Here is a 25,742-nt window from a genome sequence, read left to right on the forward strand (position 1 = left end):
AAGCCGCCGCTCGGACGCTTCCAGATCTGAAAGCGGCCATCCGATCCGCCTTCGACACCCTCACGCCAAGGGCCTGCCGCAACTGCCTCGCCGCAGCTGGATACGACGCATACGATCCAACATGATCGGCAACAGCTCTAGATCTACAACAACCGCAACATCGTCGAGCGGGTCTGAGCGCGCCTCAAGGAGTGGCGCACGGTCGCTACCCGCTACGAGAAAACCGCCGTCAGCTTCGCCAGCGTCCTCTCCCTCGCTGACACCACCGACTGGATCAAGCGATGACAGGACCTAGTGATTATTTGTCTACTTCGGCTGAGGAAACATCGCCACTCAACAATGCGCAACCACATAAGTTCTGAGAACACGTCCGCCGATGCATCGACTGGCCTATTGTGGCACACTATCTTCGGGCACGACGGTCGCTCCTCCTATAGCTCGGCCATTATCTGCTCGACGTTGGGCTCCAGGCTCCTCCGGTGCTTGCCGCGAATCTGCCCACATAGCGGCGGCACCAAAGGGTAAGCCTGCGATAAGCAAGTAGAAAATGGCGCGCCCTGTCTGACCCTGTCGCGCAGATAAAAAAGTTGCATTTAGAAACCATAGACACATAGCTACGCAGATGGATGAAAGCACCGCTTGTAATGACGGCATCCTGTTACCCTTGCGCTCGAACGATATATCGTTCCATCAGAAGACCTATTGTTAAACTTCCGAATATCCAGCCTAATACATACAAATAGTCAACCTGAATAGGTAGCGTTGGATCGTACCCCAATCGAACCCACTCGATAATTTGCGTGACCGGATTGTACTTCATAACTGCGTAGATTTCGTCTGGCATATAACATGCCAGGAAATAAATTCCACTAGACATATATACAATCAATGAAATCAATATGTAAGCGAGTACGTATCCAGGAAATACAGAGCAAATACCAACATTGATACTGCCTACTCCAATTCCCAGGGCGATAGCTGCGAGATATCCTGTAATAGTGGTGAACAGGTCAAGTGGAACCGGATCGCAATCAAAAGAAATCAACCCTATAAATACAAGCATCACGCCTAAAAAACTGCTTACAATCTCGACAAGGGCGCGAGCGGCGACTGTATCAAATTTTTTTACTTGCGGAAAATAGGTCAGAGGTTTATGAATTAGATAGCCCTTCATGACTTCGCGAGAAATGTATTGGAAGGCAAGGGCCGGCACTGCGCCTGTAGCGACGAACACCATTGAGCTGTCGCCCATCGGTGATTTGAGGCCGCGGAAAGTCATTGCGCCAACAATGATGGCAATGTGAGCGCATGGCCAAAGAACTTGTACTAAGTAGCCCCAGTAATTTCCACCGAAGCGGCTCCGCATGTCGCGCAGCATCAAGGCGCTGATGACGCGGAGATAAACATCGCTGCGCTGCAATGACTGTGGATTGCCTCGGGGTAGTTCAACGTCGGCGGCCATGGTGTCCGTCTTCGGGGGCGCTTCTGGTTTTAGCAATTGCGCAAGATAGCGACGAAAATGAGGGTGCCGATGTTCCGAGGCAACTGAACGGCGGCGAATGTTTCAGGCTGTTGGAACTGCAGCCGCCATTGACGTCCCTCCGTCGCTTTGGTCAGGCCTGAATTGCAAGTTTTCCAGTTTGTGAGCCCTGATGGGGAAGCCGAGACGTGAAGAAAAGCAGACCGTTTTCAGGTTGAAGCAGGCAAAAATCGGGATATCGATCGTGGAAGTGTTGTGCTAGCTGAATCTTCTCAAGAATTCAGCAGCAAGATCAAGCGTATCATGTTTGATCTCAGCTTCGAAATGCGCATCCTGTAGGACATTCTCGCAAAAACTCTGACACTTACTTAGTGACGTGCCCTCGTTCATTAAGTTCAGGAAGCGCACGGGTGAGCGAGCGGCGCGGCGTCGGCCAGTCATGCATTCGCTGCCTCTCGACTAAGACCCCGTTTCATAAGGTTCGCGCCAATCTCCTGACGAGGATCATAGCTGCGGCGAGGATTAAGAAGACGAGGGCTGATGACGGGGTGGCTTCGTAGTCGCGAGCGAGCCTGCGGCAGCGGGCGATCCGGCCGAAGGTTCGTTCGATGACCCAGCGTCGGGGTTGGACGGCAAAGCCCTTCTGGCCCTTTTCCGGTCTGACGATTTCGACGGTGATGGCGGTGGCATTGCCGACCCGGTCCCCCTGGTAGGCCTGATCGGCAAAGCAGTGGGCCAGGAACGGCAGAGGCGACGCGAGGCGCGCAGCAGAGCGACGCCTCCGTGGCTGTCACGCAATTTGGCGGGCGAGACGGCGGCCAGGAGCAGGCGGCCGTCGGTATCGGTGAGCGCGTGACGCTTGCGCCCGACCAGATTGTAGCCGCGCTCGCCCTTGACGCCGACGCCGCCCGAGCGGGCGGCCTGCGCATCGAGGATACCACCGGTCGGGCTGGCCTCGCGCCCGGCGCGTTCTCGGTCGGCCAGGGTCAGGGCGTGGGCTAGGCGCTCGAACACGCCGGTCTTCGACAAGCGCAGGAACCAGCAGTGAACCGTGGACCACGGCGGAAAGTCGAGGGGAAGGTGCCGCCACGCGCAACGGGTTCGCAGGACGTACTGAATGCCATCCAGGATCGCCCGCAGCGGCCAGCGCCACGGACGACCGGTATGGGAGGGGTGGGGCAGGAGCGGGGCGATCAGCGCCCACTCGGCACCAGTCAGGCAACTTGCATAAGGCAGGCTCTCGCGCGAGAGCTCGGCGCGGGCGGCGGGTGTCCACATCGGTGTTCCGGGGTGAGCGTCAGATACTCTCCCAACGCTGACGATGCTCGCCGCTCACCCCAAGACAGCCACCGACACCCCGTTATGAAACGGGGTTTAAGAGCACCTAACAGAACCGCCTGATCTGGTTGATGGTGATAAAGCTTGCCGCGAGGCTGGTGAAGGCCTCCTAGATGTTTGGTCCCGGCATTTGGTGGAGCGGGTTTGACCTGAAGCGACTGGGCTCGGCGGACCATGCTTTGCAGATGGCCGCGTAGGGCGTGATACCGCGCAGGGTCTTCAGGCGGCGGCCAAAATTGTAGGCACTGACGAAGTCGGCCAAATGAGCGCGGAGCTGCTCGTGGCTGTCGTAGTGATAGCGTTTGACCGTGGCTTCCTTGATCGTGCGGTTCATTCGCTCGACCTGACCGTTGGTCCAGGGGTGACGCGGCTTTGTCAGGCGATGATCAATATCGTTTCGGGCGCAAGCGGCCTCGAAGCTGTGGGCCTGGAAGGTCTCGCTGGCTGCAATCGCTTCCCTGATGATGGAGGCAGCTGAAGCGACGTTGCCCGGCGTGGTGAAGTGAGTGCCGTTGTCGGTGAGCACCGTGTGCACCTTGTAGGGCACGGCCTCGATGAGATGCCGTAGGAAGTCGCCGGCAACTCGCCGCGTCGCTCGTCCGTGCAATTCCACGAAGGCGAACTTGGTCGTACGATCGATGGCGACGAGCAGGTAGAGCCGGCCTTCGGCCGTGTGAACCTCGGCCAGATCGATATGGAAGTAGCCGAGCGGATAGGCCTTGAAGCGCGACCGCTTGGGTTTGTCGCCATCGACCTCCGGCAATCGGCTGATCCCATGGCGCTGCAGGCAGCAATGCAGCGACGAGCGGGTCAGGTGCGGGATCGTGGCCTGCAGCGCGTAGAGGCAGTCGTCCAGCGGCAGGAGCGTGTGACGCCGAAAGGCGACCACCACCGCTTCGTCTTCGGGTGACAGCACCGTCGAGTGCGGATCCTTTGGACCGGTGCGCTGGTCGGCGACCGAGGTCCGCTGGCGCCACTTGGCGACCGTCTTCGGGTTGATCCCATAGCGCTTCGAGAGCGCCCTCAGGCTCGCTTGACGATGCTGGATCGCTCGACGGATCGTCTCAGTCGTCGTGGCGCTGCCGTAAAGAACCTGGCCCATAGCGCGTCCCTCCACTCCAGTGTGAAGAGTGCACCTTCAAACCCTGGGATCAAACACGTCGAGATAGTTGGTTACGAGCCTGTCGTATCGCGCGGCAACGCGATCGAAGTCCTTGATGCGACCGAACATGCGCTTGATGGCGTTGCGACCTTTGTAGAGGACTGGCGAGAAGCACGGCTTCCAGCGCCGATTGGATTTCGGCGGGATGTTGGGGGCGGCTCCCGTCGCCTCGATCTGCCGGCGGATGGCGTCGCTGTCGTAGCCATTGTCGGCGAGCAGGATGCGGCACCGGGGCGAACGCTCGAGGAGTAAGGCTCCTGCTTTGCAGTCCGCGACCTGTCCGCCTGCCAGCAGTAAAGCAAGCGGGCGGCAGAACCGGTCGGTGAGCGCATGGATTTTGGTCGTGCGCCCGCCCCGCGAACGGCCGATGGCCTGATTGTGCTCCCCCCTTTTCCGCCGGATGCGCAGCGATGCGCCTTCACGGCCGAGGAATCGATGAGCACCTGCGAGGGTGGGCCGCCAGCCTTGGCCAGGGTCTCGAACAGATCGGTCCAGACCCCCTTGGCCGCCCACCGCACGAAACGATTGTAATGCGTCTTCCTCGGACCATAAACCTCGCGTGGCGCATCCGCCCAACGCCCGCCCGACTTCAGCATGTGGATGATGCCGCTGATCACCCGACGGCCATCGACGCAATCCTTGCCTCGCGTATCTGTCGGCAAGTGCGGCTCAATCTTCGCAAACTGTGCGTCCGTTAGCCAAAACTCGTCCATCCGGTCCTCCTTCATCACAAAGGATCACGGACACTCATGCCAAGCCAAATTTATGGGTCCAGAGCCTAGCCCATGCCCGACTCCTCCCCGCCCGTCAGCGATCTCTTCAAGGCCAAGGCCGTCGCCGACTACGAGGTAAACGCCACGGTCGAGGTATACCTCGCGGATCCCGCTGCCGCCGCCCCCACCCGATCGCCAACGGCTACCGCCTAAATCTCGCCGCGGCCGTCGCCGGTCACGGCTGGGCGAGTTCCGTCGTCGCCAATGCCGAGAGCCTGCTCGCACGGGCGCGTAAGGCGTAAGCTTCTGGTGCGGTTCCACTGAATGTGTGTTATCTGCGAACCAGGCCGAAAGGCGACCCAGATTACCTTTCCGGCTTAGGCTTCCGCGGGTGATTGTCACCATTCGCGGAAGCCGCATCAAACGCTTCGGCGGGCAATCTCCAATGCCCTGATGGATATGGTTGAATGCCGGCGAAAGCCTTCAAGAAACCGAACAGGATGTCTTCCCCGGCTTCATGCGGCAATCACCACCTAGCCTGCTGCCGGTTTGGTGGACACCATCCTAAGCTCATTGGGCACGGTTTTCGAACTCGATAGGGCTGAGCTAGCCCAAAGTGACCCTGACCCATCAAACTGGTCCACGCTGAGCGCAAGTTTTTCGGGCATCCTGAACCCTGAAAGAGGGTCGATGCCATGCCTCGCAAACGCTTCACGAACGAACTGATCCTCCCCCGATTTCACGGACACCTCTGATACGCTCCTTGCGGGCGGGGAAGGTGTTTGATGGCAAAGACGCGACGTGAGTTCACCCCGGAGTTCAAACGCGAGGCGGTCGCATTGCTGGAAGGTAGCGGCCGACCACAGATGCAGGTCGCGGCTGAACTCGGGATCCAACCCTCGATGCTGAGGCAGTGGCGCACGGCGCTGATGGGAGGCTCTTCCCCACCGCGGGCAGCCGGATCACCGGGAGCCGCCCCTGCGAGTTCGGTGGCCTCCCCCTCCGATCAGGCAGCCGAGATCGCCCGTCTGCGGCGTGAACTCGACCGGACGCGCATGGAGCGCGACGTCCTAAAAAAGCGATCGGCATCTTCGCGGAGATGCCCAAGTGACGTTCGCCTTCATCGAGCAGCATGCGAACACCTGGCCGGTGCGTCTCATGTGCCGCGTGCTCGAAGTCTCCCCCAGCGGGTATTACGGCTGGCTGTCACGTCCCGAGAGCGCCCGGTCGGTGTCGAACCGTCAGCTCCTCGACGACGTCCGGCGTATCTATGCCGGGCATCATAGGCGCTACGGCTCACCGCGAGTGCATGCGGCCCTGAGCGCTAAGGGACGAACAACCAGCCGTGGGCGGGTGGAGCGCCTGATGCGCCGCCATGGCATCCGGGGCCCTAGCTGGGCGTCGGTTCCGGCCCTGCACGACCGACAGCCGGCACGACCTGCCGATCGCGCCCAACCTCCTCAAACAGTCGTTCTTGGCCGCCTTACCTAACACGGTCTGGCTTGCCGACATCACCTACCTGCCCACCGGTGAGGCCTGGCTCTACCTGGCGACCGTCCTCGATCTCGCCACCCGCAAGATCGTCGGCTGGTCTATGCGCGACCATATGAGGACCGAGCTGACGCAGGCTGCCCTCATGATGGCGACACAACGGCAAAGACCGGGGGCCGGCCTCATCTGCCACTCGGATCGCGGCAGCCAATACGCTGCCGAGGCCTATCGCCAACAGCTCGCCGACATGAAGGCGACGCCGTCCATGAGCCGGACGGGCTGCTGTTACGACAACGCTCCCATGGAAAGCTTCTTCCACACGCTCAAGGTCGAACTCGTTCACCAGAGACGATGGGCGACCCGGGATGAGGCCCGATGCGACTTGTTCGCCTACATCGAAGGCTACTACAATCGGAAGCGCATCCACCCGGCACTCGGTTACATCACACCCGAGCAGGCCGAGCAGAACGCAAGCTAACCCAGTGTCCGTGGAATCAGGGGAGGATCAGGAGAGGCTGGTCGCCGATCTGATGCTGGATCGCTCCTTGTTGCAGGATTTCCTGAAGCGAAAGTGGTAAGGCCCGCCGCTCGCCGTGCGGTCGCCAGCCACCTGCAGGCGGCCTACGACATCAGCGAACGTCGGGCCTGCCAGGCCACCGGCTTCGGCCGTTCTTCGCAGCGCTACAGGAAGCGCTCGGACCCTCAGGTAGCGCTGCGCATGCGGTTGAATGAGCTGGTCGCCGCGCGGGTGCACTACGGCTATCGGCGGCTGCACATCCTGTTGCGACGGGAGGGCTGGAAGGTGAAACACAAGCGCACTTACCGGATCTACCGCGACGAGGGGCTGTCGATCCGGTCCAAGCTGCCCAAGCGCAAGCGGGCCTGGCGGTATCGCCAGGGGCGACCGGCGATTGGCGGACCCAACGAGGTCTGGGCGATGAACCTCATGTCCGACCGCATCTTCGACGGACGTCCGTTCCGGATGCTAAACCACCACGAAGTGGGCGGTCCCGCCGTTGACATGCACCCTTGCCGCCTCGGGGCGGTGGCGGCCGGGAACGGCGACTGCGCGCGATGGAACGTTGCGGTCGCCAACGTGCCCGGACCTGATGATGTCGCAGCCGCCACCTACAGGTCGGCTTACTCCTACTGAGCGGACTTTTGGTCCATTACGCTCGATGGTCTGCAATGGGTCGATTTTGTTGAAAAACTCTCATGCGGCGCGCCAAGCATTGCTCAACACAGGTTGTCGGAGAATATGTTTCTCTTATCAATCAGGCGATGCCACGATCGCAACGTATCCTGAACGGCGCAGCAGCAGGATTTTCTCCGGCAGGCGCCGGTCTTGGTGCTACTTCGGACCGGCTCCGAGTTTTCCCACCAAAATCGGTCCAGCTCACTCCCGCCGCTCCTGCTTCCAATGAGCTTCGAAGCCGTTGCTGGGATCACAGGAGCATGTTCGACCGCGTTCAGCGAGCAGGGCACATATTTCCGAGCTTTCAGAATGGTGCTGGTTACGTCAGGGCTTTGCACAGAGCGCTTCAGCCTCCCGCTTGTGCGTGACGCCATCGTATCCCGGGCAGCCGGTGAGCACGCCGTCGCGGATCTCACGCACCACGAACATCAGCAGCAAAGCAGCCAGCAGCATCACTACGGCCCAGACAGCGAGGTCCGATATGCGCTCGCCCGGAAGGAGCATGTCGGCAGCGCGACGCAGCCGCCACCGGGACCTGCGAGGGTGCGAAGAGGAGCGACGGCTCTCGGACATGGGCTGGGATCTGCAGGTTGAGGGGTACGACAGGGATCAGCCGAGCCAGCCACCGACCATCAGGACAAACAGGTAAGTGACTAGGACGAGGGCGACGCAGACGGAGAAGCTTTCCGGGGTCGGCTCTCGCCTCATCGCGGCGCCGGCCGCACCAACTGAGGTTCGTCGTCCAGGGTCTCAGCTGCGGCCCCGGAGCGGCCATCCCACGACAGCGGCCTGCGACGTCGGTAGCCCGCATTGGACATCACCATTCGTATCGCTGCGATATCCAACGCAGGGAGGCAGCTTTGCATGAGAGGAGACTGCACTGGCAGGTGCGTTGGATATCTTTTCACGAAAAATAGAGAATGTTCGCCAGAGGCTTAGCCCTGCGTTGGATATCATGTGCGACCCGGCGAGCGAGGCTGGCCCGGCGATCAGAGAAAGCAGCCGAAAGTATCGAATCGCGTGTGTTGGCACACATTGATCTTTACGCAGCCTCTTGCCGGCGCTACACAAGCATCATGGCGCCGAACAGAATTGCCAATTCTGTCGTCCTTTGATTTTTAACGCGTTTTTGCTTGCGTAAGCCTGATGGGCTGCGGTACAAGCGCGGCCGTTGCATCCCGCCACAGAGCGCATCAGGCGCCTCCGAGGGCGGCGCCGAACAAAATTGGCAATTCTGGTCACACAGGCACCGGCTTAGCCGCGTGCGAGGACGCGCCGCCATGGCTCACACATCAGCTCTATCCGGCTTGTCGGGCCGACCGTCACGGCTCCATGATCGGCCACCCGGCCGGGCTGTTTCCCACCGCGTCGCCAATCCCACGGGAAGCGCGGAGAGGGACCGCTCCACCCGCCGCCCCGGCCCCTCCCGCATGTCGCTTCACACCGAGCAAGGTCGGCGCAAGTATCTCACCCCCGACGAACGCGCCCGCTTCCTCGCAGCCGCATCCCGTCAGCCGCCCGAGAACCTCACCCTCTGCCTGATCCTAGCCTATACCGGATGCCGCATCTCCGAGGCCCTGGCCCTCACCCACGCCGATCTCGACCAAGCCGGTGGCATCGTCAGCCTGCACTGCTTGAAGAAGCGTCGAACGGGCGTCATGCGTGACGTGCCGGTGCCCGAGGGCGTCATGGCTATCCTCGACTTCGTGCACGACATCGGACCGTCGGAGCAGCAGCTTTGGCCGATCAGCCGCAGCACTGCCTGGCAGCGTATCAAAACGGTGATGCGGGAAGTGGGCGTGAGCGCATCGGCCGCCTCGCCCAAAGGCCTGCGCCACGCCTTCGGCGTCCACGCGCTGCGCTCCGGTGTGCCGCTCACCCTGCTGCAGCGCTGGCTCGGCCACGCCAGCCTGTCTACTACTGCCATCTACGCCGACGTGCTGGGAGCCGAGGAACGCGAGTTCGCCGCCCGGATGTGGTAGCGCTTTTGCCGAAGAACCGCGCTCCGTCGCACCCTTCGGAGGCCGCGCGGCGGGAGCGCGGGCTGCGTCATGCCGTGCATCGCGCGGTCCGGCATGGCCGCACGATCATTCCGGCCGCGGGTCCCGAGCGGTACGAGGCTACTTGTCGGACGCCGTCCGTTTCCGCACTCGATGCCGGCGTTGCCGCTCCGCGGGCGTCATCGCGGTCACCCCGAGCGCCCGACGCCCCGGTCTTTTCATCGTCGGCGCAACGGGAAGGCCCTCGCCCTCCAGTTGTCGGATCCAACGCATGATCACGCCGGGCGTCAAATCGTCCGGCCGCGTCATCATCAGCAGCACCACGGCCGAGAGCTTCGGGGCCTTCGTATCACGGCTCAGGCTCCGCATCAGCCACAACACGCCGCCGAGGCCGTACTCCCGGTAGGCACGCCGATGATAGACGACGACGAACGGCCAGCGCTGTCGCTCCCGATAAGTCACGATGTTGGCTGTGACCGTGACGCTCTCTATGCCGGGAGGGGCCGAAGCTAAGTCTTCACCCCTCTGGAGGATCGACGCTCTTTTCCTGAGCCGGTTGGCCACGGCCCGCCTGTATCGTTCGCAGATCGGGTCGATCCGCTCCTTCAGGTGGCGCGCGTACTCCGATCGCATTTCGTCACAAAGGCTCTCCAGCCCGTTCTTCGTCACCGCATCGCACTGGAACGGCTTGATCGTGCCAGACAAGATGGCCTGTCTCCGCAAGAGTGAGCGTCGCCCATCTTTTGTGACCGATTCCGTGACGGGGCGCCAGGGCTGCCGCCGACCCTTTTCGTAATGCAATGCGTGACAGATCTCGGGTTCCGGCGCTGCGGCCGAAACCGAAGTTTCGTGACGATATCGTCACGCGCTCGCACCCGACCGGATCATCCCTGTCGTCCTGCCCGCTGACCGTCGCGGGTCGGCAACAAGCGGCCTCACCTGGCTGTAGGGTCGATGAGGCACGCGAAACGAGCGCGATCGGTTGCCCCGTCGCACCCGCGGCTCGCGCTTGCCATAGGCCGAAGGATGGGCATCCGCTACGCGGCGACGTGGTACAGACCGAGGACGTCCTCGATGGTGTCGCACCTTGCCGATGTCACGCCACGGGCGCGACGGGTCCCATTCCGCAGGATGTCGTGGACGTCGTCCTGTCGTTCGGCCCAAGCATCGCGAGCAGATCGAGCAGGACGGCCTCCAAACGCTGCCTCACCGCGATGTCGCTGAGACCGCCGCGGTGATCGTGCACCTCCGGCTCGGTGACCGTGTCGCGATTGGGAACACCACATCGCCCTCGCCCCACCCAGGATCATCGACGCGCAGGTGGTTGGCGTCGGTGTACGGCGCCGCCAGGGCTGATGGCTCGTCGATCGTGGTGAGGTTCGGATCGCTGCCACGGCGGGATCGTCGCGGGCGAGGTCGATGGTGTCGCGGGTGACACGTTCGGGATCGTCGGCTTTTTCGGTGAGCCCCCGGTGCGTCGGCGATCGGCACGAGTGGATCGTACCCTGCCAGAGGATGACGCGATCGCGCTGGCTGCCGCAGAACTGGCCGAGAAACAGCGGTCCGGTCGGGCGATCGCCCGTGAGGACAACGGGACGGAGGTCCGTGGGGATGTCGGACGCGGGAGGTCTCCGGATGGGAGACGCCGCGTCGGAAGAGTTGCCGGGGTTGCGAACGAGCCTGCCGAACGACAACGGTAGATTCGTCCGCTTGGGATGACATCCGGTAGCGCGCCTGGAGAGGAGCGCCACTCGAGATCGCAGGATGTCGCGGCCAGGAACGTCTTGGCCGCGTTGCCTCATGTCCGCTGCCGTGAGGCCAGGGCCGTTGCCTCATCGGCGTCAGCAGCGGGAAGCATTGACGGCAGCTCTGCCCAGGGCGGATCGCGCCGCGGGCAGAACGACGGTCATACGATCGTTCAGAGCAGCGTGCCGGGCTCGGGCCGCGCATGGGCCTGAGCATCGTCTCGTGCTGGGGTCGTGGTGCCTATCCCGCTCCAGGTGATGTTCGTCTCGCGCGGACGATCGACCTTCGCACTTGCAGGTGCGGTTCGCGTCAGCATGTTGATCGACCGTATCTGTGCCTCCGACACGGAAAGGCTGTCGATCGCCGGCGAGGCCGTGCTTTGCGGCTTCGCCAGAGCCGGACCGGCAGCCGTCGCCGGGTTCGCCGTGTGGGTGGCCGGACCGGTCGGCGCGACGCTGCCCGGGGTGTTGAGGAGCGGGGCTGACAGTGGACCTGCCGTCCCCCGAGCCTGAGCCTCCACGCTGGGGCCGACTGGCGCTGCCGTCACGGGCGTGGCCGTGCCGCGTGGCGGCAGATCCGGCTGCGCGCCGGTGGCGCGTGTCGATGGGACGACGATCGACCTTTCCTGTGACCCGGGGCCTGTCGCACCCCGGTTCGCGGGCGGCGTCGGGTTCTTGGCCGTGTGACCCTTCTTCTTCGCCGCATGCGATTGAGCTTCGGTGAGGTAGCGCTGCAATTGCCGCGCGCTCAGCGAGCGCCCGCCGAAGATCAGGCGCTTGGCGATCTCGTCGAGCGAATGCCCCGCCTTGAGCAGCGCCCGGATCTCGGGCGCGAGTTCGGCCACCGCTTTGGCCGTGGTCATCCGCTCCGGTGGCGGCAGCGGTGTCTCCCGCTTCAGACCGGCGAGGGCCGCGCGGTTGGCGTCCATCTCGCTGGGCAGGATCGGCATCGGTCGGGTTCGGGCTTTGGTCATCGCATGTCTCACGGGTTGGTGGTGGGGCTGGTCGGACCGTTTGGCTGCTGACCCGACACGCGTATGGTCGCGCTTGTTGCAAGCTTTGGCAACGTGTCCACACCGATTCGGTCGATAAATTTTGGTCTCACCATCATCTCGGAGCTTGCGAATCGCTATTCGCGAATCGAGCATATTTGACATCAAGCTTTGCCTTGCGCTTATCCTGCACCTGAACCTGCGCTGTGCCTGGAGAGCGGGCGCGAGGCGGTCGAAGCTGCGGAGTTGAGCCTGTGTCGATCTACGTAGATGCCGATGTACGCGCCCCAGGTGGGGCGATGGTGCCGGAGCAGGGCCGCGGGTGTGCGAGCCTAGCCGTCGCTGTCCGTGCATGGATGGGCCGGTCATCGCTGTCGCTCACCGGGTCTACCCAGAAGGACGGTCCCAGGGAGAAAGAGGCGGGCAGGATGCTCTTTGCTATCCGCGCCGGCCAAGCCGGGCGCGGGCCGCAACGAGACGGGGCCGTTCGGCGCTGACGCTTCTCACCTTCCCTTCAGCCTGCCGGGGCGAGCCCCCCGGACCCCATCCCCGAACGCCCACGAAGCTTTCAGACGAGGAAATCACCGATGCCCGGCCAGCGGGGATCTGAGACGCGGAAACTGACTCAACAGGTCGGGATCCGGCTCACGGAGGAGGAGTACGAGCGTCTCCTCGGCGAGGCGCAGGCTGCCGGCTTGACGCTTGCTGCGCTCACCCGAAAGCGGCTGCTCGGCTTGCACATCACCGCACAGGTCGATGGCGAACTGATCCGGGAGCTGCGCCGGCTGGGAGGGCTCGCGAAGCTCGCCATTCGCACGCCGGGCATGGCGGAAGCGGGACGCCTCGCGCTCGCCGACATCCGCCGCGCCATCGCGCAGCTGGCCGCGCCGTCGTGATCGGCAAGCGCATGCCCAGGCGCGGCGACGGCGCATCGGTCGCCAGCCAAGTGGTGCAATTGGCTGCGTACATCGACGGCGGCGCAGGCGGGGTGGAGCGCGGCGATGTGCTGGCTCAGGGCCAGCTCCACCTGATCGCCGACACGCGATCGGGGCAGGTCGCGGAGATGATCGCCAGCGCGATGGGCGCTCCCCGCGCCCGCAGCTCGATCGAGCACATCGTGCTGTCGTGGCGGGCCGGCGAGCAGCCGGCGCTTCCACAGATTGAACAGGCGCTCGCGATCCTGCTCGAGGAGACCGGCTTACGCGGTCATCAAGTGATCTGGACCCTGCATCTCGGCGGGTCCGGCAACCAACACCTGCACGCGCTGATCTCGCGCGTCGCACCGGATGCGGACAGGCCGACTCCAGTCGCCTTTTTCCATAACGCGATCGGGCGCGGGATCGCCCGGATCGAGCACGCACAGGGCTGGCAGCGCGAGCTTGGCGCGCACTTCGAAGTTATCGAGGAACACACAGGAGAGCAGCATGTCATCCGGTACCGGACACACGGGCGGGGCACCGACGATGCCCTGGGTCGAGCGAGCGGCGCGGGAGGCGCTCGGCGCGCATTGCGAGGCCGCGGGCGCGCATCAGGACACGGGCGAGATCCTGAAGATGCTGCGGGAACGCGACGAGGAAGCGGACCCGCTGGCGGCGATCTCGGAGGGGCAACTGCTGACGATCGAGCGACAGGCGAAGGTGCTCGATCTGCTCCGGACGGTGCTGGCGGTCGTTGGCGAGATCCGGACCGGACAGGACGGGCATGGCCTGGAGATGCAGGCCCTGCGTCTGGAGATGCAGACGCTGGGGACGCAGGTGCAGAGGCTGCAGACGCGGTGCGACGAAACTTACGACAGGCTGGTGCGGGCAACGACAAGGCCCGCGCAGTCCGCCGACTCGCCGAAGCCCGCCTGAGCCACGCCGCGCGTGTTCGGGCCGCCGCGGCCCGGCAGCTCGATCCCGGTGCCGATCCGGACGTGGTCAGGGCCGAGCGGGTCATCGAACGGCTGCGCGCGGTCTCGGCACCGACGCCGGAAGCGGCCCGCGCCCGCCTCGTCGCGGCGGTCAGCGCCCGGCAAGCCCACCGCGCGGCAGCGTCCGCGCCGCTGCTCGCGCGCAGCGTGGAGCCGAGCGATGCCCTACCGGCCGGAGCGGCGAGAGCCGAAGTGTACCGCGGCGAGGAGAGCGCCGCGCGGCGGGTGATCGAGATCGCCGGTCCGATCGCGACGCGGTCCCGATCGTGGGCCGACCTGCACACGAGCCTCGCCGAACACGGCATCGCCTACGCTGCAAAGGGTTCGGGCGCGGTGTTCATCGTCGACGGGATCGTGCTGAAGGCCTCGAGCTGCCGCGCGGCCAGTCGGGCCCGCTTGGAGACGCGCTTCGGCCCGTTCCAGCCGGGACCGGCAGGTGACGGTGCGCCACTGCCGCAGGGCCATCGCCGGGCACCGGCGGTCCCGTCGCCGCGCGCCGCGCCCGGCATCGATCCGGCGCTGTTCGCCGTCGCCCGGCAGGCGCAGACCGCTGCAGGTGCGGCGCGTGAGACGTACGACGCGACCTACCCGGAACTGAACATCGCGCCTCTACTGAAAGCCGCTGTCGTCGGCCCGGCCCCGCGCGCCGCCCCGAACGCCCGCACGCTGGCGCGGCGGATCGGCAAGCCGCTGCCGCGCCTCGCTCCGGTGCGACAGCCGGCAGCAAGCGGCTCGGACCTGTCCGGCCTGCTCTCACTCTATGACGCGGGGATGCAGGCCGAGTGCTACCGGGTCGTGGCCGAGCGCACCCGCTCACCGGCTTCCTCCGATCAGAACGGACGGCATCGACCGGTTCCCGATCGGCTGGTGCAACTGACGCCGCGTCCGATGGTCGGGATCGCTGCCGGCCGGTCGGCGCTGGAGAGGGCGGCCGGGAGTGACAGTGCCATTTATCTGACGCCCTTCTCGGACGCGCGGCATCACGTCGTGCTCTCGGGGGCACGCCTCGAGGATGTCGGCCGACTGCAGGCGGCGGGCTTCGCTCCAGCCCTGGTGCTGGACCGGCGGGATGGGCGCCACGAGGTCGTGCTCACCGCACCGAACCGGAACCGGCCTTACGAACAGGCCGCCCTGGCCGAGGCGCGTGAGCATCTCCGGCTCAGCCTCGGCCTCGGCCGCACGCGCTTCGGCCTGCGCATCGACGCGGCCGAGCGCCCAGGCACCGCTCTGCCCGGTGCGGAGCGTCACGCCCCCCGCATCTACGCGCGGATCGTGACCGCGACGGGATCAATCTGCGAGCGGCTGGGCCGTCTCATCTCGCACTTCATTGGTGTGTTCGCCCGGCGTTTCGGGCTCGGTCCGGGCTCGCGCCTCGGCCGCGGCGCGGACCCGGACGATGGCGCGTCGCTCACCGACGCGCCGCTGTACTGGGCCCACCGCGCCGACCTGCTCGCGCGCTGGCAGGGTCGTTGGCCCGATCCCTCGCGGGTCGACGCGCTGATTGCCCGCCGCCTACGCAGCACCGGGCACAGCGAAGCTGCAATCGCCACCCTCGTCACCGCCTGTGCGCCGGGTGTTCCGCGCATCGGCCGTCGCGCCTGGACCGGCTATGGCCGGCGCGCGGCGGCCCATGCCTTCCGTGACGAGGCCGACAGCTGCTGGGCGTTCGACCGAGCGACACCGGCGATGTGGGCCGAGCTGGAACAGGCCGTGAAGGCGCGCGCGCGGCCGGACAAGCCAAAGCCTACACCCTCGCCTGTGCCGCCGTTCGTCGGACCGGTGCCTCACCCGCCAAGGAGCGAAGCCAAGTTGGGTACGACACGCAGGAGATCGAGGAACAGCCGTGGTGATCCGGACGGCCTGGGGGAGCGGTGAGATCGGCGCTCAGAGGGATTGTGGACGCGCTGCACCCGAGGGCAGCGTCGGCTTGAGGCGGAACGCACCAGCGTTCGTCGCTCGGCGCCGCGATGCCTTGGACACAGGCCCCCAACAGCACGCGTGCGCCTGCGTTGGATATCACGAAAGACGGAGAAAGACGTGCGCACCCAAGCCGTTGCTCGGGTGCTTGGAGAGCAGGGATCGAAGGGGAAAGGGCGAAGGCACTTTCGCTGAAAATCCCGGGAAGGACGGGTGAGGCAGGGCGGCGCTGAGACAGCGTCCGCTTCGCATCGGCGAGGCTCCTTCGACCTCTCCTCCGACAACGGACCTCTAGAAATGACACATCACGACATGCCCGCCAGTGCGGACGCGGCCGCTTGCCCACTCGAGCCCACCGGCTTGTGGGTACGCGCCACGGCGAGCCGACCCCGGCGGCACCACGACGGCTGGCTGTTCGACCTCCAGGCGCTCGATCCGACCCGCAGCGGTCGGCTCACCGCCTTCATGTCCGCTGACTTCACCCAGCAGGTCGAACAGGTCTCTGGCATTCAGCTGCACGAGGAAGATCTCGTCGGCGATCACACCGTTCTGCTGACGCTCACCGTCGATCCGCTGCTCGGCTTGACCGGGCGGATCATCGGCCTGGATCGCGGGCTAATGCTGAGAGCTTGGGCCGAGCGGGACGCGCAGGCGCGAGAGGCGCTCGACGCCAACGGCATATGGGAACGACAGCGCGAATTACCGATGCCGCGCCGATTGCGCCGCGTGTTCTTGATCGAGCCGGACGACGGCGCGCCGCACGCGATCGCGGACGGTCTCGCTCGCTGGCACGAACTCGGAATGATCGCGCTGATCCGCCACCCGCTCGCGTTCGAGGAGCCGGGTTCGGTGGCAGCGCTTCACCGCGCTCTCGATGCCGCCCTCGATCAATATGAGTGGGGCACGCTGGACGCGATGATCGTCGAACCGGGCACGGGCTTCGCCTTCCGGTCCCTGTCGGACCCGGGGCTGGCGCAGCGGCTATGCGAGTTCCCGGTGCCGATCCTGACGCGTCGGACGCGGCCGGTGACGCTGCTCGACGGGCTCGCCTTCCGCAGCTTCGACACCGCACCCGAACTCGCCGCGCTGCTGATCGAGATTTTGCGCTGCGAGTTGCGCCAGGCTGACCGGTCTCGCTTGGAGGCGATCGCTCGCGAACTCCAATTGGCACCGGCGGCCGAGGACCAGCCAGCCAAGGACGGAGCGCTCTTCGACTGACGCTCTGCCGCTCCCGGTCCGGCGACCGCATGACGGCCGCCGGCCCGCCCGCCCCCGCCATGCCGCCCGCCCCCGCCATTCACACAATGACACGGACAGATACCATGCGACATCATCGATTACCCGGGTGGAGGGACACGCCGCCACACCAGCCTCATCCGGACGGCGACGCGCCACTGGGCGTCCGCCACCACCGCAGCGGCACACACGAACCCGACTCACTCCCCGACGACGTGCACGAACTGCGCGACCTAATCGGCTGGCTGCGCCAACGCTTGCGCGGCGAACACAGTGTGCGGGCCTGCGTCTTGACCGCGGAAACAGCCGGTCCCAACAGCTATCTGCTCTTGCTGGGCGAAGCGCAGGCGAGCCTCAGCCACGATCCACCGCGGATGAAGGTCCGACTCGATGGTCCCGAACTTGCCCGGATCCGGGCTGAGTGCGGTGCCAACTTCGACCCGGCTGACCTCATCAACCGTACCATCGCGGTTCAGTTGCGCACCGGCCTGCGTCAGCGATTCGGCCGCGGAGCCGGCGTGCAGGCCAAGCTCATGGCCCTGCTCTCGCTCGGGCAGATCCCGCTCGGAGCGGAACTCGAGCGCGAGTGCACGCTGCAGCGGCTGAGGCTCGAGGGAGCCCGCTTCGGGCCGGACAGCTGGGTCGAACCGGAGGATCTCCATCAGGTTGCGCTCGTCGTCTCAGAGCATGGCGAGGCGCGGCGCGACGTCGAGCATGTGCTGCAGCCGCTCGAAGGAGCCGGCCTCCTCCGCCTCCACCGGGTGTGGGCCAACTTCGAGGGTGCCGGGGCCGAGCGCACGTTGGTCGAAGCCTTTACCCGCGTTGCGAGCCTGCATGCCGAGTATGGACTGTCGGCGACCTTGGTCTGCCGCGGCGGTGGGCCGATCGAAGCCTTCCGTCCGCTCAACAGCTACGCGGTTGCGCGCGCCGCGACAGCTGATCGACTGCCGAACCTGATCGTGGGCCTCGGCCATGCCGGTACGCCGCGCACCGCCCTCGATGCAGTGGCAGCGCGCTCTGAGCCGACTCCGACAGCGGCCGCGATGCTGGTGCGCCACCTCGTCGAGCGCACCGGGGTCCGGGCTGAGCGGGCGCTCGCCGCCTTCGAGGCTGCAATCGAGGAGGATCTCGGGGCGGCCGGCCGCATCGCCCTGGCACGAGCCACGACCGCCTTCGACGCGGCGCTGCAGGATCTCGTCACCGCGGCCGAAGCGCGCCTGCGACAGCTCGATCGGGCCGTCGAGCAGAGTCTGCTGTCGGGATTGAGCGCGGCAGCAGACGGGATCGCGCGGAAAGAACCGAGTGCCGAGCCCGTCGAAGTAGGTCCTCCCGGTGACACCGAGGACGACGCCCTCCTAAGCGAGGCACTGGTGCTGGTGATCGCGACCGACACGGGCTGCCTCGTCACCCGCGCCCAGGATCTCTCAGCGGGCCTGCCGCTGCTGCTGCAATTCCCGGACGGTGCCGTACCCGTCCGGGTCGAACCCTTGTCTTCTACCACTCACTGAACATCGAACGAGGACACCGATACCATGACCCATCCCCCCGAGACCCCGAGCTTCCTGGCCGCGGTCAAGCGCATCGAAGCGTTGACCCAGGAGATCCGCCGTGATGGTCTGGCCGCCTTCGAGAAAGCGGAAGCCGCCTATGCCGAGGTGCAGGATCTACGCGCCGTGCTGAACGCGCGGATCTCCGAGCTGCGCCGCCGCAGCGCGTAACGGAAACAGCATCACCGCCGATGAGAGTTCATCGGCGGCGTTTGAGCGCGATCGCACCGAGAGGTCAGTTGGCGGAGCCCCTGCCGCACAGGTATGGGCATGGTCCAAAATCCCGGGAACGCGGAGCCACTTCTGGATAGGTTGAATGTAGGCTTCTCCCAGTGATGGAGCGCATGAGGACTTTCTCAGGAGATTCTAGACCTACCCCCGAATGTAATCAATAATACGATATTTACTTTATGATATAGATTTATTATTTTGTATTACGCCCTTTTTCAATCTCTGATTTGAGGTTTTCCCTCCAAATTCAGCAAGTTTACGCTTGCATTCGGCTGGATCGAAGCGAACGACGCCCCCAATCGCTACACACGGGTTGATAATTCGGCGAGCGCGCCAGTTCTTCACCGTTGAACGTGAAACTCCAAAAATTGAAGCGAGCTCGTCGATAGTCACAAATTTGATCAAAGTGGTGCTGGAATTGATTTCGGGCATGTTGTCGGTCCGATAGCGTTCAGCCGTTGCCCGTAGACGGGCTCCGGTCGCGTGAATGCCATCAGACTACGGAAGGCTGCTGCGGTCCTGCCCGACCGCCCCGTAGAATTGCCTCGACTGCGCGACATAGGCCTTTGGTCACGCCGCCGATTTCTTCCTCAATTGCCACCAGGTGCCCTTGGCGAGGACACCCTTTGATCCGGTCACGCCTGGTTGCAGGTCCAGTCCGCTTCTATGTTTGCTAGGCGGGTTGTTCTGTCAGCCGCAATCGTGTCCGGAACAGTCGCTCAGAGGGGCCGCCATGCTTACGGTTTGGCTCAGACGCCAAGTTGTACCAGCCGCTTTGCCCTGCCGCCGATAAAACGCCGCGCGCACTTCCATGCAATCGAAGGTAGGCCGCATCAGCTAACTGTCAAGCTAGGAAGGATATGCGCGCTGCCGAGCGGCATCTCGTCGTCCCGGGGGACATCGGATCCTGCCGAGTGGATGCTTCTGCCGGCCTCAACGTGCCCAGCGTCTGCGCATCTCATCGACGACCTGCCGTGGGATCGCGCTGCCCTGGATGACGAACGGGTTCTTCTTCGGGGTCAGGGTGCCGGCCAAGTGGTCTGCCCAATCGGCCATCAGCCGTCGTCGCTTTTCGAGAAGGTGGCCACGGTTGTAGGCGCGTTCGGTCTCGTCTCCGACCAGATGGCCGAGCGCCTTCTCAGCCAGTTCCACCTCGTGGAACGTGGCGGAACTGGCCCAGGTCCGGAAGGTCGCGCGGAAGCCGTGAGTCGTCACGTAAACACCCATCCTCTCACGGCAGTGTTCGAGCGCCGTCAAAGAGAGTGGCTTGAGCTTCTGGCTCGGAAAGAGAAGCTCATCGCCCTTGTTCGTGAGCCGGAGTGCCTCCACTCGATCGAGAAGGTCGAGGGCGCGGTCGCAGAGTGGCACAACATGATCTTCGCCGACGAGAGCCGCTTCTTTACGGCTCTTCATACGCTCCGCCTTGATCGTCCAGGTTCCGCTCTTCCTGTCGATTTCCGACCAGCGCGCGCTTACGCCGACGCCTGGGCGCAGGACGGTCAGGATGATCCACTCCAGCGCCAGTGCGCTCATTGAATCGGTGGCGCGTAGTTGGGTCATGAAGGCTGGGATCTCGTCGTGATCCATCGCCTTGAAGTGGCCACGCACGAGCTTCGGCTTGGCCGGGAACACGTTCTTGAGGTTATCGCGCCAGGCGGCAGGGTTCTCTCCGGAGCGGAAGCCGCACGTTTTAGCCATCGATAGGATTGCCTCGATCCGTCCGCGAACCCGCTTCGCGGTCTCAGGCAAGCGGCTCCAGATTGGGTCGAGGACGGCGATAACGTCGCTCGTGTTGATTTGATCGACAGGCCGCTTCATCAGAGCCGCAGCATGGGTGTCGAGGCTGGCCCGCCACTGCGGGGCGCTCTTCTTACTCTTCCAAGTGCTTTCGCTACGCTTGATAAAATCGTCCATAGCCTCCCGGAAGGTCGGAATGCGCAACACCTTCGCGTCCGCTTCACGTTTCGCCAACGGATCGACGCCCTGACGGATTTGCGAGCGGATCTCCTCGGCCGCCGTCCGCGCGGCAGCGAGCGTGAGCGCATGGGAGCCAGCTCCTCCAAGCCCAAGTTCGCGCTGTCGCCCGCCGAACCGATAGCGCATCACCCACTGGCGTGATCCGCCCGGGCGCACTGACAGGTAGAGGTTTCCGCCGTCGCTGTGCAGGCCGAGGGGGAGGGTCACGATCTGCTTTGCGGTCAGCTTGTTAATGGTGGGCATGGTCCGATCCCGGTACGAGAGTGCCCAAGCATTTGCCCAAGCATGACGCGTATCCTTGGCGGTCCTGACATACCCCCACGCGACCACGTCACCGGAGAATATGGTGCTGCATCAACGGGTTCGACAACCCGGCAAACCACGCATGACCATGCAGATCGAAAAACTGGCGGAAGGGGTGAGATTCGAACTCACGGTGGAGTTGCCCCCACGGCGGTTTTCAAGACCGCTGCCTTAAACCACTCGGCCACCCTTCCCCGTCCGCGACGGCGCGCAATCACGCGCGCCGTCGCGTCACAGGCTTGTCTATGGCCCCGCGGGGATCAGCGTCAATGTACGATGTGCGGATCCGGGCGGTGCGGCTGCGCAGGGCGGTGACGGAGAGCCGGGCTTAGGCCGGCCGCAGGCGGGTGAGCTGGTCGAGGAGGGCGCGGTCGTGGAGGAGGGCGAAGCGCTCCTTCGGGGTGAGCCAGGCCTGCGCCTCGGTCAGGGTTTCCGCCTCCACGATCTTGGCGCGGGCGAGCGTGTGGTCGGCGTCGATGGTCCCGCGCGGTCGGGGCGTGCCTTCGGGCAGCATTGTCGCGTGGGCGCGGGCGAGGCTCGGGTCGGCGTGGAGCGCGGCCAGCGCGTCGGTGTCGTCGAAGGCGCGGGCCTCGTTGCGGCGGGCGAGTTCGCCGGCGCGGCGGGCGATGGGCGGCTGGGTCTGCTCCTCCGGCGTCACCAGCAGGCCGCGGTGCTTCAGCGCGAGCCCGAGCGCCAGTTGCCCGCTCGCCCAGGAGAGCGGGATCGCCAGCACGAGGCCGAGGATCGTCGGCGACATCCACAGGAACAGGGAGGTGGCGATGGCAAAGGCCGCAACGCCGGTAACGAGGCCGAGGCCGGTGTGCCAGCGGTGGCGGCGCACGATGTCCGAGAGGGGAATCGAGCCGTCGTCGCGCCGCTGCGGGTTCCAGCCGGTGTCGCGCCCGGCCAGGATCTGGAACACCGAGCCCGACTGGACCAGCATCGCGATCGGCGCGATCAGCGCCGAGAGCAGGATCTCGATCAGGAAGGACAGGGTCAGCCGTCCCGCGCCCCCGCTCGCCCGCCGGGTCTTCCCGTCCAGAAGCGCCAGGATCAGTCCCAAACACTTCGGGGCGAGCAGGATGCCCATTGTCAGGGCGAAGAGCTGGAGCGCGCGCACCGGGTCGAAGCGCGGCCAGACCGGATAGAGGCCGAACTCGGCGGAGAAGTATTCCGGGCGTACCCAGGCGGTCTGCAGCACGATGATGATGCCGATCACGAGCTGCGCCAGCCAGAGCGGCGAGGCAACATAGCCGGCGATGCCCGTGGCGAAGTGCTGGCGCGAGGCGGGGGCGAGGCCCGCCGCGCCGATGACGCGGGCGTGCTGGAGGTTGCCCTGCGCCCAGCGCCGGTCGCGCACGGAGAGATCGATCAGCGAGGGTGGGCTCTCCTCGTAGGAGCCCTCGAGCCGCGGCAGCATGGTGACGCCCCAGCCGGCGCGCCGGATCAGCGCCGCCTCGACGAAATCGTGGCTGAGGATGTGGCCGCCGAAGGGCGGGCGGCCCTTGAGGTCCGGCAGGCCCGCGGCCTCGGCGAAGGCCTGCATCCGAATGATGGCGTTGTGGCCCCAGTAATTGCCGTCGCGGCCCGACCAGACCGAGAGGCCGGTGGCGATGACGGGGCCGTAGATGCGCGCGGCGAATTGCTGGAGCCGGGCGAACAGGGTGTTGCGGTTGATGATGAGCGGCAGGCTCTGGATGATGCCGGCTTGCGGGTCGGCCTCCATCGCGGCGGCTAGCCGCACGATGCACTCGCCGGTGAGCAGGCTGTCGGCGTCGAGCACCAGCATGTGATCGTAGGCAGCACCCCAGCCGGTGACGAAATCGCCGATATTGCCGGCCTTGCGGTGATGGTTCTTTGCCCGGTGGCGGTAGTAGAGCCGGGCCTCCGGGCCGAGTTCGGCGCGCAGATCCAGGAATGCGCGCTCCTCGGCGACCCAGGCGTCGGCTTGCGTGGAATCGGAGAGCACGAGCCAGTCGAAATGGCGCCCGAGGCCGGTGGCCTCGACTTCCTCATGCATCGCCTGGAGCCCGGCGAAGACCCGGGCGCTGCCCTCGTTGTAGACCGGCATGACGATGGCGGTGCGGGTGGCGAGTGCCGCCGGCAGCGGCGCCGGCTTGTCCCGCCGCAGCAGGGTCGCGAAGCCGAGGAGCGCGCCGGTGAAGGCCAGCGCGATCCACGAGAAGTTCAGGACGAACAGCACCAGCAGCACGTACTGGAGCCAGGTCGCGCCGCCGGAGACCGAGATCACCTCGTACATCTGCCACGCGCCGTAGGTGGTGAGGGCGGCGGCCCCGCCGAACACGAACAGGCGCGCCGCCAGCGGCCCGCCGCCGCCGTCCCGGCGCGTCGCGGGCCGGGTGCGCAGATCCTGCACCGGCATCGCCAGCTGTGCGCGCGGCGGCATGGCGGCCGGTTCGGTCCGCGCCTCGGCCCGGTGCGCCACGGGGCGGTCCATCACGGTCGAGGCGCTATCGGCGGTGTCGGGCATCGTTGCTCCGGCGAGGGGTCGGCAAGGGGCCGGCAAAGGGTCAGCAAGGGGTCGGCGCGGCGCTCACACGGGATTACGGCGTCCAGCGGTACAGCCACGTTTCCGTGATCTGTCGCCCTTCCGTCTTGAGGGCAAGGCGCAACTCGCACGCCCGCTCGCTGCCCGGATCGAGCTCGAAGGCGACGCGGACGGTGCGGGTCTCCGGATGGGCGATCCAGCGGGTCGCGCCCTCGACGATCCGGCCGGGGCCGGCGATCAGCACCGTCTCAAGAGGCACGAGGGCGCCCTCGGCGGTCAACAACCCGTCGCCGGTGAAGTCGACGAGGAACAGGCGCCGGGGATTGGCGGTGCCGCGACCGCTGCGCGTGCTCGTGACCCGCGCGAGCGGGCCGCCCTGCGGCGAGGGCGGGGCTTCTGCGCGGCCCCAGTTCTGCCGGTAGGCGAGACGGACCTCCTGGCCCGCGGGCACGGCCGCCTTCGGCCGCCAATAGGCGATGACGTTCTCGTTGACTTCCGAATCGCTCGGGATCTCGAGGAGCGTCACGGCGCCCTCCCCCCACAGGCCCTCGGCGCGCCCCCCGGGCTCGCCCGGCTCGACCCAGAGCGAGGGGCTGCGCTCCCAGCGGTGCGCGTCGTCCTCGAAGGTCGCCGGGGAACGGTCCCGCTGCATCAGGCCGAAGCCCTGCGGGCCGTTGTCGAGGAAGCCCGAGATCTGGAGCGTCTCCGGGTTGCGCACCGGGCGCCAGATCGCCTCCCCGCCGCCGTTGCGGATCTGCAGGCCGCCCGCGGCGTAGACCGCCGCCCGGGCGTCGTCCGCGCCGCGCCGGTCGTGCGGGCCGAACAGGAACGGCGCCTGCATGCCGCCTAAGCCCAGGTGATCGACCGCCTTGCGGGTGACCAGGGTGGCGGTGATCGCCGCGGTCGAAGTCTCGCCGGGGCGCAGCTCCAGGCGTAGCGCCGCGGCGAGCGAATCGGAATCGATCAGGGCGTGGATCACCAGCGGGCCGTCGGGCGTCTTCGGGCGCTCGACGAACAGCGCGCGCCAGCGGGGGAATTCCTCGCCGCGCGGGTCGGCCGGACGCAGCATCAGCGCGCGCCCGTCGACGCCGAATTCCTGGCCCTGCCCCACCAGCCGGTAGAAGCAGGCGCCCTGGAACACCGCGAAATCCTGGTGCCCCTCGCCGAAGCGCGCGCGGATGCGCAGGCCGGAAAAGCCCAGCTCGCGCCCGGATTCCGGCAGGGCTGCGGCGCCCGCCTCCGAGCCCGCGTCGTACTGCGCGCGGTCGTAGACGACGGGGCGGACCACGCCGTCCTCGACGAGGAACAGCGCGACCCGGTCGGTGAAGTAGAAGCCGCGCGGCATCGGCTCGACGGCGAAACCGTGCGGCTCGCCGCCCCAGATCAGCGCCTCGGGCCGGATGCGGATCGCCTCGTAGGCTTCCCGCGACAGGTTCTTGAGCGCGTCGGGGACGTCGTTCGTAGCCTGGGCCGCGAAGGGCCGGTTGCCGAGCGCCCGGGCGAGGTCGGGCACGGTGGCATCCGAGAAGGGCGAGCCCGCCGCGGGAAGGGCCGGCGGCGCGGCCTGCGCCTGCACCCGGCCCGGCAGCAGGGCCAGGGCGGCACCGGCCGCGACCCCGCCGAGCAGCCGGCGGCGGTCGATCGGCGCCGAACCCGCATCGCGGGTCGAAAAGTCGGTCGGATGCGTCATTCCCTCGTCGGCTCTCACGGTCATCGTCACAAAGTCATCGCATTTCTCAAGAAACGCCCGCTGCGCCGCCGGGCCCGGAGGGGAGACGATCGAAGACCGGGCGTTTGGTGAGACATTGTTCGTCTCGGAGCGTTCTCGGCGTGAGGAACGGTCGCAGATAGGATCTTAACGCCTGAACCGGGCGTTAAGGTTGCCGGCTTTGCCCGGACTTCGCGGCACGTCTGCCACCGCTTCCGTTGCCGGGCGCTGCGCCGCAGGAAAGAAGGCATCGAGCCCGGAGCCGACGAAGGCCCGTGGACCTTCC

19 protein-coding genes, 1 tRNA gene and 5 pseudogenes are annotated in these 25,742 nt (G+C 65.7%); 12 read left to right on the forward strand and 13 right to left on the reverse strand.

Translation table 11 applies throughout. From position 1 onward, the window contains the following. Both MKK50_RS06710 and MKK50_RS06715 read left to right on the forward strand, forming a co-directional pair. A pseudogene (locus MKK50_RS06710) lies at positions 1–125 on the forward strand (IS630 family transposase); the annotation flags it as partial. Positions 126–141: 16 nt separating this feature from the next. Then, positions 142–285 (forward strand): annotated as a pseudogene (locus MKK50_RS06715) (IS5 family transposase); the annotation flags it as partial. A 373-nt stretch (positions 286–658) separates the two neighbouring features. On the opposite strand, the gene MKK50_RS06720 reads toward MKK50_RS06715, so the two are convergent. The 4 genes from MKK50_RS06720 to MKK50_RS06735 form a co-directional block, all read right to left on the reverse strand. Next, complete coding sequence (locus MKK50_RS06720; RefSeq protein ID WP_499021271.1) at positions 659–1,462, reverse strand: ABC transporter permease; 804 nt, start codon at positions 1,460–1,462, stop codon at positions 659–661. A 490-nt stretch (positions 1,463–1,952) separates the two neighbouring features. Beyond that, positions 1,953–2,758, reverse strand: a protein-coding gene (locus tag MKK50_RS06725) for an IS5 family transposase (RefSeq protein ID WP_499021272.1) whose coding sequence is annotated in 2 segments (ribosomal slippage) — positions 1,953–2,227 and positions 2,227–2,758 — 807 coding nt in all. Because the reading frame shifts where the segments join, the coding sequence is not laid out codon by codon here. Positions 2,759–2,927: 169 nt separating this feature from the next. Continuing rightward, on the reverse strand, positions 2,928–3,920 hold the full coding sequence (locus tag MKK50_RS06730; protein ID WP_499021273.1) for an IS481 family transposase: 993 nt from the start codon (positions 3,918–3,920) through the stop codon (positions 2,928–2,930). Positions 3,921–3,956: 36 nt separating this feature from the next. Then, a protein-coding gene (locus MKK50_RS06735) for an IS5 family transposase (RefSeq protein WP_499021587.1) occupies positions 3,957–4,693 on the reverse strand; the annotation gives its coding sequence in 2 pieces (ribosomal slippage) (positions 3,957–4,361 and positions 4,364–4,693; 735 coding nt in all). Between the two features lie 785 nt (positions 4,694–5,478). Between MKK50_RS06735 and MKK50_RS06740 the strand changes: the two are divergent. Both MKK50_RS06740 and MKK50_RS06745 read left to right on the forward strand, forming a co-directional pair. After that, positions 5,479–6,662: pseudogene (locus MKK50_RS06740) on the forward strand (IS3 family transposase). Positions 6,663–6,693: 31 nt separating this feature from the next. Beyond that, positions 6,694–7,172 (forward strand): annotated as a pseudogene (locus tag MKK50_RS06745) (IS3 family transposase); the annotation flags it as partial. Positions 7,173–7,703: 531 nt separating this feature from the next. Here the strand turns inward: MKK50_RS06745 and MKK50_RS06750 are convergent. Continuing rightward, on the reverse strand, positions 7,704–7,883 hold the full coding sequence (locus MKK50_RS06750) for a hypothetical protein (protein ID WP_499021275.1): 180 nt from the start codon (positions 7,881–7,883) through the stop codon (positions 7,704–7,706). Between the two features lie 926 nt (positions 7,884–8,809). Here MKK50_RS06750 and MKK50_RS06755 point away from each other — a divergent pair. After that, the gene (locus MKK50_RS06755) at positions 8,810–9,361 is read left to right on the forward strand and encodes a tyrosine-type recombinase/integrase (protein ID WP_499021278.1); all 552 of its coding nucleotides are present in this window, start codon (positions 8,810–8,812) and stop codon (positions 9,359–9,361) included. A gap of 138 nt (positions 9,362–9,499) precedes the next feature. Here MKK50_RS06755 and MKK50_RS06760 read toward each other — a convergent pair whose 3' ends face one another. Both MKK50_RS06760 and MKK50_RS06765 read right to left on the reverse strand, forming a co-directional pair. After that, entirely contained in the window at positions 9,500–10,084 is a 585-nt protein-coding gene (locus tag MKK50_RS06760) for a hypothetical protein (RefSeq protein ID WP_499021280.1), read from the reverse strand. 1,213 nt (positions 10,085–11,297) lie between these two features. Next, the gene (locus MKK50_RS06765; RefSeq protein ID WP_499021282.1) at positions 11,298–12,074 is read right to left on the reverse strand and encodes a hypothetical protein; all 777 of its coding nucleotides are present in this window, start codon (positions 12,072–12,074) and stop codon (positions 11,298–11,300) included. Between the two features lie 629 nt (positions 12,075–12,703). Between MKK50_RS06765 and MKK50_RS06770 the strand changes: the two genes are divergently transcribed. Together MKK50_RS06770 and MKK50_RS06775 are read left to right on the forward strand one after the other, a co-directional pair. Next, positions 12,704–13,012: a plasmid mobilization protein gene (locus MKK50_RS06770; protein WP_499021283.1), complete on the forward strand. Its 309-nt coding sequence runs from the start codon at positions 12,704–12,706 to the stop codon at positions 13,010–13,012. A 182-nt stretch (positions 13,013–13,194) separates the two neighbouring features. Next, positions 13,195–13,422 (forward strand): annotated as a pseudogene (locus MKK50_RS06775) (relaxase/mobilization nuclease domain-containing protein); the annotation flags it as partial. Here MKK50_RS06775 and MKK50_RS06780 read toward each other — a convergent pair. Beyond that, positions 13,315–13,542, reverse strand: coding sequence for a hypothetical protein (locus MKK50_RS06780; protein ID WP_499021611.1), 228 nt, complete (start codon positions 13,540–13,542; stop codon positions 13,315–13,317). The pseudogene MKK50_RS06775 and the gene MKK50_RS06780 sit on opposite strands and share 108 nt — an antisense overlap. Before the next feature lie 37 nt (positions 13,543–13,579). Here MKK50_RS06780 and MKK50_RS06785 point away from each other — a divergent pair, with 37 nt between their 5' ends. The 5 genes from MKK50_RS06785 (at position 13,580) to MKK50_RS06805 (ending at position 18,899) form a co-directional block, all read left to right on the forward strand. Then, a complete protein-coding gene (locus MKK50_RS06785; protein WP_499021614.1) occupies positions 13,580–13,969 on the forward strand; it encodes a hypothetical protein in 390 nt (129 codons plus the stop codon). Between the two features lie 62 nt (positions 13,970–14,031). Continuing rightward, a complete protein-coding gene (locus MKK50_RS06790) occupies positions 14,032–15,903 on the forward strand; it encodes a hypothetical protein (protein ID WP_499021589.1) in 1,872 nt (623 codons plus the stop codon). A 354-nt stretch (positions 15,904–16,257) separates the two neighbouring features. Beyond that, entirely contained in the window at positions 16,258–17,163 is a 906-nt protein-coding gene (locus MKK50_RS06795; protein ID WP_499021285.1) for a hypothetical protein, read from the forward strand. Between the two features lie 29 nt (positions 17,164–17,192). After that, complete coding sequence (locus MKK50_RS06800; RefSeq protein ID WP_499021287.1) at positions 17,193–18,689, forward strand: exodeoxyribonuclease VII large subunit; 1,497 nt, start codon at positions 17,193–17,195, stop codon at positions 18,687–18,689. A 24-nt stretch (positions 18,690–18,713) separates the two neighbouring features. After that, positions 18,714–18,899, forward strand: a complete 186-nt coding sequence (locus MKK50_RS06805) for a hypothetical protein (RefSeq protein ID WP_499021289.1) — start codon at positions 18,714–18,716, stop codon at positions 18,897–18,899. A 237-nt stretch (positions 18,900–19,136) separates the two neighbouring features. On the opposite strand, the gene MKK50_RS06810 is transcribed toward MKK50_RS06805, so the two are convergent. The 5 genes from MKK50_RS06810 to MKK50_RS06830 all read right to left on the reverse strand — a co-directional run bounded on the left by MKK50_RS06810 (position 19,137) and on the right by MKK50_RS06830 (position 25,438). Beyond that, a complete protein-coding gene (locus MKK50_RS06810) occupies positions 19,137–19,391 on the reverse strand; it encodes a helix-turn-helix domain-containing protein (protein WP_499021291.1) in 255 nt (84 codons plus the stop codon). Positions 19,392–19,892: 501 nt separating this feature from the next. Further along, positions 19,893–21,179: a tyrosine-type recombinase/integrase gene (locus tag MKK50_RS06815; RefSeq protein ID WP_499021293.1), complete on the reverse strand. Its 1,287-nt coding sequence runs from the start codon at positions 21,177–21,179 to the stop codon at positions 19,893–19,895. Positions 21,180–21,343: 164 nt separating this feature from the next. Continuing rightward, a tRNA-Ser gene (locus MKK50_RS06820) sits at positions 21,344–21,433 on the reverse strand. Positions 21,434–21,567: 134 nt separating this feature from the next. Continuing rightward, a complete protein-coding gene (gene mdoH / locus MKK50_RS06825; RefSeq protein WP_499021294.1) occupies positions 21,568–23,730 on the reverse strand; it encodes a glucans biosynthesis glucosyltransferase MdoH in 2,163 nt (720 codons plus the stop codon). Positions 23,731–23,803: 73 nt separating this feature from the next. Further along, complete coding sequence (locus tag MKK50_RS06830; RefSeq protein WP_499021296.1) at positions 23,804–25,438, reverse strand: glucan biosynthesis protein D; 1,635 nt, start codon at positions 25,436–25,438, stop codon at positions 23,804–23,806. Positions 25,439–25,742 lie beyond the last annotated feature (304 nt).

It is taken from the genome of Methylobacterium sp. J-043 (genome assembly GCF_022829505.1).
Classification (GTDB): domain Bacteria; phylum Pseudomonadota; class Alphaproteobacteria; order Rhizobiales; family Beijerinckiaceae; genus Methylobacterium; species Methylobacterium extorquens_A.